The sequence below is a fragment of the Blautia sp. AF14-40 genome (genome assembly GCF_003479665.1).
GTDB lineage: Bacteria > Bacillota > Clostridia > Lachnospirales > Lachnospiraceae > Fusicatenibacter > Fusicatenibacter saccharivorans.
The window spans coordinates 122,897-134,113 of the sequence record NZ_QUHK01000009.1 but is presented as its reverse complement, the minus strand read 5'-3'; the positions used below and the strand labels follow the sequence as shown (position 1 = coordinate 134,113).

General features: G+C 50.0%; 6 protein-coding genes. 4 read left to right on the top strand and 2 right to left on the bottom strand.

The window, feature by feature from the left end:
- Positions 1-220 precede the first annotated feature (220 nt).
- From DWW13_RS09025 to DWW13_RS09010, 4 genes are all read left to right on the top strand, one after another.
- Positions 221-3,397: an ATP-binding protein gene (locus DWW13_RS09025; RefSeq protein WP_118719908.1), complete on the top strand. Its 3,177-nt coding sequence runs from the start codon at positions 221-223 to the stop codon at positions 3,395-3,397.
- 11 nt (positions 3,398-3,408) lie between these two features.
- Entirely contained in the window at positions 3,409-6,882 is a 3,474-nt protein-coding gene (locus DWW13_RS09020; RefSeq protein ID WP_117801856.1) for a DNA polymerase III subunit alpha, read from the top strand.
- Between the two features lie 81 nt (positions 6,883-6,963).
- Positions 6,964-7,956 (top strand): 6-phosphofructokinase, encoded by a 993-nt coding sequence (gene pfkA / locus DWW13_RS09015; RefSeq protein WP_055226266.1) that lies wholly within the window; start codon positions 6,964-6,966, stop codon positions 7,954-7,956.
- 123 nt (positions 7,957-8,079) lie between these two features.
- The gene (locus DWW13_RS09010) at positions 8,080-9,660 is read left to right on the top strand and encodes a glucose-6-phosphate isomerase (protein ID WP_022462042.1); all 1,581 of its coding nucleotides are present in this window, start codon (positions 8,080-8,082) and stop codon (positions 9,658-9,660) included.
- A 139-nt stretch (positions 9,661-9,799) separates the two neighbouring features.
- Here DWW13_RS09010 and DWW13_RS09005 read toward each other — a convergent pair whose 3' ends face one another.
- The gene (locus tag DWW13_RS09005) at positions 9,800-10,300 is read right to left on the bottom strand and encodes a DUF4368 domain-containing protein (protein WP_118719906.1); all 501 of its coding nucleotides are present in this window, start codon (positions 10,298-10,300) and stop codon (positions 9,800-9,802) included.
- 6 nt (positions 10,301-10,306) lie between these two features.
- Positions 10,307-11,209 (bottom strand): sensor histidine kinase, encoded by a 903-nt coding sequence (locus DWW13_RS09000; protein ID WP_055267777.1) that lies wholly within the window; start codon positions 11,207-11,209, stop codon positions 10,307-10,309.
- Between the last annotated feature and the right edge of the window lie 8 nt (positions 11,210-11,217).

Genomic DNA, 11,217 nt, shown 5'->3' with positions numbered 1-11,217 from the left:
GATAAGTTTGTGCAAAATTCGATATTTGCTCATTTATAGATAAGAAAAAATCGGGCACTGGACAGGAAGCACATCCTCTCCGGTGTCCGTTTTTTTGTGTCAGACAGCAGATAAAATTTTGAAATTTTTTCTGCGCCCGGTTTGCGGTTGCGCGAAGAGAGGATTGCGCTTATAATATGATCTATATGACAAAAAATGACACAGGATCTGATGGAGAGAGATGAAGAAAAAGAAAAGTAAGAAAAAAACATCTTTTATTTCCAAAACCGCAATGACGGTTTTGACGATCATTCTGATTATTCTGTTTTTCTGCATTATGTCGATGGTCGAGAAAATACAGGGAACGGCCCGCGTTGTCAACTATGCCGGTCTGGTGCGCGGAAAAACGCAGCGGATTATCAAGCTGGAGGATGCGGGAGAACCGCAGGATACGATGATTGCAGACATCAACGCTTATATCGACGGTCTGCAGAACGGAAGCAGCGAGCTGGATCTGGTGCGCCTGGATGACCGGGATTTTCAGGATAAGATGACTGAGCTGGCATCGTATTTTGAAGAGCTGAAGGCAGAGATTCTGCTGGTGCGTGAAAAAGGATATGAGAATACCGCGATTATCGAAAAGAGTGAGACCTTTTTCAAAATCTGTGACGAGGCGACAGGCCTTGCGGAAGCGTATTCGCAGAGAATGGCGTCTTCGCTGAAGAAGCTGGAGCAGGTGGTAGTAGGAGATATCATCGGTCTGGTGTTTGTCATCGGCATGGAGCTGATCAAGGCCGTCCGCTATGCGGCGATGAACCGTATTCTGCAGAAGAAAGTCTATCTCGATGAGGCGACGGGCCTGCCAAATAAAAATAAATGCGAAGAGATTCTGGAGGGAAGCGACGGAGGAGAAGAAATTTCCGGCGTGTATGCGGTCTGCGTGTTTGACCTCAACAATCTGCGCACGATCAACAACAGTCTGGGTCACGACAAGGGAGACGAATATATCCGTTCCTTTGCCGTTCAGCTTCGAAAAGCAGTCCCGGAGGAGTATTTCGTCGGAAGAAACGGCGGAGATGAGTTTCTTGCCATTCTGCGCGGACTGAACCGCGAAGAAGTGGAAGCGTGCATGAAGCACATCCGCACGCAGACGGCAGAATATTCCCGCCAGCACCCGGAGATGCCGATCAGCTACGCCGGAGGCTATGCACTGTCCACGGAATTTGAAGACTGTGATATCCGGGAACTGTTCCGCCATGCGGATCAGAACATGTATATCGACAAAAACCGCGCGAAGATGGAAGAAGCCGCCGCAGAGCGGAAGATCAGCCTGGAAGCGCTGGACGTCGTAAAGAAAAAGGGATACCATTTTTCCAACTGTATTTACTGCAATGCAAGACAGGACCAGTACCGGATTCTGCGCGCCGTTTCGGGTTTTTTCCTTGCCGAGGACGGCAGCTATACCGGTGCGGCCGAGCATATTGTGCAGGGCATCACGGATGAGGAAAAGAGAAAGGAAATGCGTAGAATGCTGGATCTTACCCATCTGAAGGAGTGCTATCAGAAGGGAGAAGAGAGCGTAGAAATTCTGTACGAGTATCAGGAGGGCAGCGAAGGGGAAGCGCTCTGCCGGGGAAAAGTCACCATTCTATTCTACGACGCGGCCGAGGACGGCGGACTGCACCATTTTCTGATGGGCTTTGAGCGGTTCCGCTCCAATGGGGAAGCTGCTCGGAATGAAAAAGAACAGCTCGACCAATACTATGAACAGATGAAACAGTCGATCATTGAAAACAGCCACTACGCCGAGGCACTTCTCGAGACGGCCGAGGCCGTGTTCGCCGTTGATCTGACGAATGATTCGCTGGAGCAGATTTTTTACCACAGCGGGCAGAAGAAATTTGACCTCAATATAGATCTGCCGTGTTCCTACGAGAAATACTGCGGGGAATGCAGTGCGTTTGTCGCGGAGGAGACATTGGAATCATACCGCATTGTGGATTCCTCGAAGAAACTGCTGCAGCGCTTTGAAAACGGAGATAAGCAGGTAGTCGTGGAGTATCAGGAAACAGATGAGTCCGGCAGAAGAATATGGTTGCAGAAGACGGTTCTTATGTCACAGGATACCGTCTACGACCGAAAGACAAAGCGGGAGAGCGTTGTGGTACACGGCATGATCCTTTTCCGTGATACGTCAGAGTTCCACAGCCGGGAAGAGAGGGAGAAGATACAGCTTCAGGATGCCTTTAGAGCTGCAGATAGTGCAAGTCGTGCAAAAACAGAATTTATGAACCGCATGAGCCACGATGTGCGCACGCCGATCAATGGCATTATGGGCATGCTGGATATCATCCGCAAAAACCGGCAGGATGAGGCAAAAGTGGACGACTGCCTCGATAAAATCAATCTTTCCGCAAGCCATCTGCTGGCACTCGTCAACGATGTGCTCGATATGAATAAGCTGGAGTCCGGAAAAGAGACGATCGAGAGCGTTTCTTTTGACCTGACGCATCTGATGGATGATGTGTCATCCCTTGTCAATGCGCAGATTACGGAGATGGGCATTACCCACCGTACGCACCGCGGTGAGCTGACGCACACGAGACTGATCGGCAGTCCGCTGCGCCTGCGGCAGATTATGCTGAATCTCTTCAGCAATGCAATCAAGTACAACAAGCCGGGCGGAACGATCGATACGTATGCGGGCGAAGTCTCCTGCGACGGAACCCGGGTCGTCTACGAGTTCCGCATCACGGACAGCGGCATCGGAATGAGCAGCGAATTTATCGAAAAAGAGCTGTTCCATCCGTTCACACAGGAGAAGTCCGGTGCGAGAACGCAGTACAAGGGAACGGGCCTTGGCATGTCGATCGTCAAAGAACTGATCGAAAAAATGCAGGGCACGATCGAGGTAACGAGCCAGCAGGGCGTCGGAACGACGTATGTATTCCGGCTTCCGTTTTACATTGACTGCGAGGGACAGCGGATTCAGGAAGTAAAGACACGGATCGCAGGAAAAGAGCTTGTCCGCTTCCACGTTCTGCTTGTCGAGGATAATGAGATCAACATGGAAATCGCCGAGTTTTACCTGACCGATCACGGTGCGACGGTGGAAGAGGCATGGAACGGCCGCGAGGCGGTCGAAAAGTATGCGGCGAATCCGCAGGAATTTGATGTGATTTTAATGGATCTGATGATGCCTGTGATGGGCGGCCTTGAGGCAGCGCGGCAGATCCGCGCCATGGAGCTTCCGGAAGCAAAACAAGTCCCGATCATCCCGATGACGGCGCAGTCTTCCGAAGAGAGCAAAGAGGGATGCCGCGCAGCGGGCATGAACAGCCATCTGACCAAGCCGATCGAGCCGGACAGCCTGGTGCAGACGATCTTGGAGACAGCGGAACATGCCTTTGGAAAATAGAGGAGAAAACGATGAGTTTTACGCATTTACATGTACATACCGAATACAGCCTTCTGGACGGATCGAACAAGATCAAAGAGTACGTTGCCAGAGTCAAGGAGCTTGGCATGAACAGCGCCGCGATCACCGATCACGGCGTCATGTTCGGCTGTATCGATTTTTATAAAGAAGCCCGCGCGCAGGGCATCAAGCCGATCCTCGGCTGTGAGGTTTACGTGGCGCCGGGTTCCCGTTTCGACCGCGAAACCAGCCGCGGAGAGGACCGGTACTACCATCTGGTTCTGCTGGCGGAAAATAATACGGGCTATTCCAATCTGATGAAGATTGTTTCGGCGGGCTTTATCGATGGATTTTACTATAAGCCGCGTGTCGACATGGAGATTCTGGAAAAGTATCACGAGGGCATTATCGCGCTTTCCGCCTGCCTTGCAGGTGAGGTGGCGCGTGCGATGGTGCGGAACCAGTACGAGATGGGAAAAGAGGCCGCACTGCGGTATGAGAAGATTTTCGGAAAAGGCAATTTCTTCCTGGAACTGCAGGATCACGGCATCTCGGAGCAGCGGATGGTCAATCAGCAGCTGATGCGCCTCTCGGCAGAAACCGGCATCGAGCTGGTGGCGACGAATGATATTCACTACACGTACGCAGAAGATGCGGATTCCCACGATATTCTTCTGTGCCTGCAGACCGGAAAGAAGATCACGGATGAGGACCGCATGCGCTACGAGGGCGGCCAGTATTTCGTGAAATCCGAGGCGGAGATGGCATCGCTCTTCCCGTATGCACCGCAGGCAATCGAAAATACACAGAAAATTGCAGACCGGTGTAATGTGGAGATCGAATTTGGTGTCACAAAACTTCCGAAATTCGATGTGCCGGAAGGATACACTTCCTGGGAATACTTAAATAAGCTCTGCTACGACGGCCTCGAGGAACGGTATTACCCGGCGACGGATGAACTGAAAGCGCGGCTGAAATACGAGCTTGATACGATCAAAACGATGGGTTACGTCGATTACTTCCTGATCGTGTGGGATTTCATCAAATTTGCGCGCGACCACGACATCATGGTCGGACCGGGACGAGGATCGGCGGCCGGAAGTATTGTTTCCTACACCCTTGGCATCACACAGCTGGATCCGATGCGGTACCAGCTCCTGTTCGAGCGTTTCCTGAACCCGGAACGAGTTACCATGCCTGATATCGACGTGGATTTCTGTTTCGAACGCCGCCCGGAGGTCATCGACTATGTAACGAGAAAATACGGCAAGGACCGCGTTGTACAGATCGTCACATTCGGTACACTGGCGGCGCGCGGTGTCATCCGCGATGTCGGCCGTGTGCTGGATATGCCGTATGCACAGGTCGATTCGATTGCGAAGATGATTCCGAATGAACTGAATATCACGATCGACAAGGCACTGCAGATGAACCACGAGCTGCGGGAGCTGTATCAGGGCAATGAAGAGGTTGCACATCTGATCGACATGTCACGGAGACTTGAAGGTCTGCCGCGCCACACGTCGATGCACGCCGCCGGTGTTGTCATCGGCTCGCGTCCGCTGGTGGAATTTGTGCCGCTCTCGCGAGGAAGCGACGGAACGATCGTCACGCAGTTCACGATGACGACGCTCGAGGAACTGGGACTTCTGAAAATGGACTTCTTAGGACTTCGGACCCTGACCGTCATTCAGAATGCGACAAAGCTCGCAGAGCGTTACAGCAATAAGAAAATTGATCTGCTTCACATCGATTACAACGATCCGAAAGTGCTCGGTATGATCGGCGCATCGAAAACGGTCGGTGTGTTCCAGCTCGAGAGTGCGGGAATGAAAAACTTCATGAAGGAGTTAAAACCGCAGAGCCTCGAGGATATCATCGCCGGAATTTCCCTGTACCGTCCGGGCCCGATGGATTTTATTCCGCAGTACATCAAAGGAAAAAACAACCCGGAATCCGTTACGTACGATACACCGCTCTTAAAACCGATTCTGGAGCCGACGTACGGCTGTATCGTCTACCAGGAACAGGTTATGCAGATCGTACAGGCACTGGCGGGCTATTCGCTTGGACGGGCCGATCTGGTGCGCCGTGCGATGTCGAAGAAAAAGGCATCTGTCATGGAAAAAGAGCGCCAGAATTTCGTTTATGGAAACGAGGCCGAGGGCGTGCCGGGCTGTATCAAAAACGGCATTGATGAGAAGACAGCGAACAAGATCTACGACGAGATGATCGACTTCGCGAAATACGCCTTCAACAAATCCCATGCGGCGGCGTACGCGTTCGTATCGTACCAGACGGCATGGCTGAAATACTATTACCCGGTTGAGTTCATGGCGGCTCTGATGACCTCCTGCATCGATAACCCGGGAAAAGTCGCAGAGTATATCTTGAGTTCCCGGCAGATGGGCATTTCCATTCTGCCGCCGGACATCAACCGAAGCGAAGGAAAATTCACGGTAGACGGCCAGGCGATCCGCTATGGCATGGCGGCGGTCAAAGGCATCGGAAAGCCGGTCATGGAGGCGATCGTGGAGGAGCGGAGTGCAAACGGACCGTTCCGCTCGTTAAAGGATTTCGCGGAGCGCCTGAGCGGAAAAGAAGTCAACAAGCGGACCGTCGAGAACTTTATCAAGGCGGGCGCATTCGACTGCTTCGGCGTGACGAGAAAGCAGCTCATGTTCGTCTACGCCAATGTGCTCGATGATGTGGCGCGCGAGAAAAAAGATTCGTTAAGCGGCCAGATGAGTCTGTTTGACTTCGTAGATGAGACGACCAAACGGTCGTATGAAACGGTGTACCCGGATGTCGGAGAATACGAAAAGAGTGATCTTTTGGCGCTCGAAAAAGAGGTGCTCGGCATCTACGTCAGCGGTCATCCGCTCGAGGAGCAGGAGGAGTGCTGGCGGAAGAACATTTCCGCGGTAACGACAGACTTCCAGCCGGATGAGGAGACGGGTTTCCCATCCGTCACCGACGGCGCGAAAGAGATTGTCGGCGGCATTATCACGGATAAAAAAATCAAATATACAAAGAATAACAAGACAATGGCATTTCTCACACTCGAGGACCTCGTCGGCAGTATGGAAATCGTCGTATTCCCGCGCGATTACGAGAAAAACGCACCGATGATGCAGACCGATGCGCGTGTCTTCATCCAGGGCCGTGTTTCCGCGGAGGATGATAAGCCGAGCAAGCTGATCTGCGAGAAAATTTTCCCGTTTGCTGGCATCCCGAAAGAGCTCTGGATCCAGTTCCCGGACAAGGAAACGTACGAGAGAGAAGTGGCGGATCTGTACCAGATGCTGCATGAATCCGACGGCAAGGACAGCGTGATTCTCTACATCAAATCGATCAAAGCGATGAAAAAACTGCCGCCGAGCCGCAATGTGCAGGCAGATGCCCGTCTGGTGGCGTCACTTCAGGCAAAATTCGGTACCGGAAACGTGAAAGTTGTAGAAAAGAGTATTGAAAAAAGGGCCTGAATGCTTTAAAATAAAACTGTGTGTGATTAATAAATAAAACTACTCGTTTATTAATGTGTGTGATGAGATGGAGGAATTCATATGGCAACGACTAACAAGGTAAAGACAATCGGAGTGCTTACCAGCGGTGGTGATGCACCAGGTATGAACGCAGCGATCCGTGCAGCCGTAAGAAGAGGTCTGCAGAAGGGCGTTCAGATGAAAGGTATCCTGAAAGGCTACGACGGACTGATGAACGAAGAAATCATCGACATGACAGCCCGCGATGTATCCGACACCATCGAGCGCGGAGGTACCATCCTTTATACCGCCCGCTGCGCAGAGATGCGTACACTGGAAGGCCAGAAACGTGCTGCAGATGTCTGCAGAAAACACGGCATCGACGGACTGGTAGTTATCGGCGGAGACGGATCTTTTGCAGGAGCGCAGAAACTGGCAGCTCTTGGAATTAACACCGTAGGTGTACCGGGAACCATCGACCTGGATATCGCCTGCACAGAATATACCATCGGTTTTGATACCGCGGTAAACACTGCAATGGAAGCCATTGATAAAGTAAGAGATACTTCCACTTCCCATGAGAGATGCTCGATCATCGAGGTTATGGGACGTAATGCCGGATATATCGCTCTTTGGTGCGGTATCGCAAACGGCGCAGAGGATATTCTTCTTCCGGAGAAATACGATTACGATGAGCAGAAGATCATCAACAACATCATCGAGAACCGTAGAAAAGGCAAAAAACATCATATCATCGTAAATGCTGAGGGCATCGGCCATTCCACCAGCATGGCGCGCAGAATCGAAGCTGCAACCGGCATCGAGACCCGTGCAACGATCCTTGGACATATGCAGCGTGGAGGAAGCCCGACATGTAAAGACCGTGTATATGCGTCCATCATGGGTGCTTACGCAGTTGACCTTCTTCTGGAAGGCAAAACAGACCGCGTTGTTGCATACAAGAACGGTGAGTATGTAGATTACGATATCGATGAGGCACTGTCCATGACAAAGACTCTGCCGGAATATCAGTGGGAGATCGCAAGAGCTCTTTCTTATAACTATACGAAATAAAAAAGTATCACGAAACAGACTGTTTTTAGCAAGCAGTCTGTTTCATTGGTATAATAGCGGGAATAAAAATGTTTCCGCGGACGGAATAGAGAGACAAAATAAAAAAACAGGAGGAACTTAACAATGGTTACCTGGAACAATCTTGATAAACTGGCTTCTTTTGAGGAGCTGAAAAAAGTGGAGCGTGTCAATCTTGCCGAGGTGATGTCCGGCGAAAACGGAGCAGAGCGCGTAAAATCTTACAGCGTTCCGATGGCAGAAGGACTTGCGTATAACTACGCAGCAAAACAGGTGAATGAGGATGTCCTTGCCGCACTCGTAAAACTGGCAGAAGAGGCACAGCTTTCTGAAAAATTTGAGGAGCTTTACAACGGTGCTGTCATCAACACCGGAGAGAACCGTCTCGTGCTTCATCAGCTGACCCGCGGCCAGCTCGGAAACACCGTTACGGCAGACGGCGTAGACAAACGTGCTTTCTACGTAGAGCAGCAGAACCGCATCGCAGAGTTTGCGAACAAAGTACATGCAGGTGAGATCACCAACGCAGCAGGTGAAAAATTCACCACCGTTGTGCAGATCGGTATCGGCGGAAGCGACCTTGGCCCGCGTGCGATGTATCTGGCTCTGGAAAACTGGGCAAAGAAAAACGGCTGCTTCAAAATGGAAGCAAAATTCATCAGCAACGTTGACCCGGATGACGCAGCAGCTGTTCTGAATTCGATCGACGTAGCACATTCCATCTTCGTTCTGGTATCCAAATCCGGAACCACACTGGAGACTCTGACCAATGAGTCCTTCGTAAAAGACGCTCTGAAAAATGCAGGCCTGGATGCATCCAAGCATATGATCGCCGTTACCAGTGAGACTTCTCCGCTGGCAAAGAGCGACGACTATCTGGCAGCATTCTTCATGGATGACTACATCGGAGGCCGTTATTCTTCCACATCCGCAGTCGGCGGCGCTGTTCTGTCCCTGGCTTTCGGACCGGAAGTATTCGCAGCATTCCTCGAGGGCGCTGCAGCAGAAGATAAACTTTCTGCAAACAAAGACGTATTACAGAACCCGGAGATGCTTGATGCGCTGATCGGTGTTTACGAGAGAAACGTTCTTGGCTATCCGAGCACTGCAGTTCTTCCGTACTCCCAGGCACTGAACCGTTTCCCGGCTCACTTACAGCAGGTAGATATGGAGTCCAACGGTAAATCGGTCAACCGCTTCGGCGAGCCGGTCAATTACCCGACCGGTCCGGTTCTCTTCGGCGAGCCAGGTACCAACGGACAGCATTCCTTCTATCAGCTGCTGCATCAGGGAACTGATATCGTTCCGCTGCAGTTTGTAGGCTTCCGCAATAACCAGATGGAGACCGATGTCGACATCCAGGGCAGCACCAGCCAGCAGAAACTCTGCGCAAACGTAGCAGCTCAGATCGTTGCATTTGCCTGCGGTAAAGCAGATGAGAATAAAAACAAAAACTTCGAAGGCGGCCGTCCGTCCAGCATCATCATCGGAGATCAGGTAAATCCGAAGACGCTGGGAGCACTGCTTGCACACTTCGAGAATAAGATCATGTTCCAGGGATTCCTGTGGAACGTAAACAGCTTCGACCAGGAGGGTGTACAGCTTGGTAAAGTCCTTGCAAAACGCGTTCTGGCTCACGAGACAGACGGAGCACTGAAGGTATTCAGTGATCTGCTCAATATCTAAAAGCGTTATTTTCTGATCAGAAAAGGCGTCCTGTGAAAAAAATCTCCCGGAAAAACTCCGGGAGATTTCAGACTATAGACAAAGCCCTGCTTAGGGGCGGTGACGTAAGAAAACATTTATGTGAGAGAATCGGCGTAGTTTAGGCTACGCCGGTTTTCTTTTCTTTTTGGGCTGCTTGGGATTGCTCCCTTGCGTCCTCAAAATCAAATGCACCAATGAAGTTATAGACGATCTCGATTTCTCTGACCTTGATGCGCGGCTCATTCTCGTCCGGCGTATAAACCTCGGAGATATAAATTTTCTCCACAAACTCCCGGAGAACAGAGGCGTCAAGCTGCTGCATATCAGTGTACTTCCTGATCGCTGCAATAAACTGTCTGACATTGACTTTCTGCTTTTCCTGTTCCTTGACTTCTTGCCGAAGATATTCGACAAGGTTTGTAAGGTTAGTCTGTTCCAATTCATAGTCACGGGACAGTATATCAGCATGGCGGCTCCCTCTGTGGGCCGCAGATCCTGCGCTGGGCAAAGAGAAGCGGCGGCCTTGATTTCTCAAAGCCGCCGCTGGTTTTATGGGCGTGTCAAAAGGGCTGTTGTACGACGGCTTTTTTTCTTTGCCGTCGCCCGGCAGTTGAAACAATACTGTTTATTTGATTTCCAATGAAATGGTTAGTGTATCATTTTCAATTTTAGCGAACACATTGCCGCCGAGCTTGTCAGTTAATAGTTTTACCACAGCAAGCCCCACTCCTGTACCGCTATTATGCCTTGATTTGTCCCCGGTATAAAATCTTTCAAATAGTCGGTTTGGGTCTATTTCCACCTTACTATCAATGGGATTTTCAATGATAAAAATAGCACTCTTTTCTTTGCCTTGCTTCAAGTCAATTTTAATCGAGCCAGAGGAATATCGAATAGCATTTATAATAAGATTTTGAAAAATACGTTCTACCATACCATAGTCCGAATGGAGATAAACGGAATGATCTGGCAGACCAATTACAGGAGATATGCCTTTTGCTTCCAATGCTGGGGCGTTCTCTGTGATAAGATTTATCAGCAAATTTGTTAAGTTGAAATCTTCACGCACAGGAGTTACTTCTTTTGCGTCTATTACAGAAACATCGTAAAAGGTTTGTATCAGCGCTTTCATTCTTTCTGCTTTATTATAAATGGTTTCTATACGCTGTGTTTGACCTGCTGATAAATTCTCCTTTTTTAATAATTGTAAATGGCCAAGTATTACCGTCAGAGGGGTACGCAAGTCATGTGAAATATTAGCAATGGACTCTTTCAAATACATTTCGTGCCGTAATGTGCTTGCAATGGACTGTCTTTGCTTTTCATTATACTGGTTTAATACTGCGGCCAGTTGTTCTATATCTTTATCAACAAGAGAGATGTCCAGCATCTTTTCCGATTTTCCAGTTGTAAGATCGGTCATTTGTTTCGATAGGTTACGGATTTGTCTTTTGATTTGCACATATTTGAAAAGCACTACTATCAAGACTGCGATAACTAAAATTAACAACAGCTTTATTCCAGACACCTCCCTCC

Coding starts and splice junctions, on each gene's coding strand:
- DWW13_RS09025 (WP_118719908.1), top strand. CDS start 221: ATGAAGAAAAAGAAAAGTAAGAAAAAAACATCTTTTATTTCCAAAACC.
- DWW13_RS09020 (WP_117801856.1), top strand. CDS start 3,409: ATGAGTTTTACGCATTTACATGTACATACCGAATACAGCCTTCTGGAC.
- pfkA (WP_055226266.1), top strand. CDS start 6,964: ATGGCAACGACTAACAAGGTAAAGACAATCGGAGTGCTTACCAGCGGT.
- DWW13_RS09010 (WP_022462042.1), top strand. CDS start 8,080: ATGGTTACCTGGAACAATCTTGATAAACTGGCTTCTTTTGAGGAGCTG.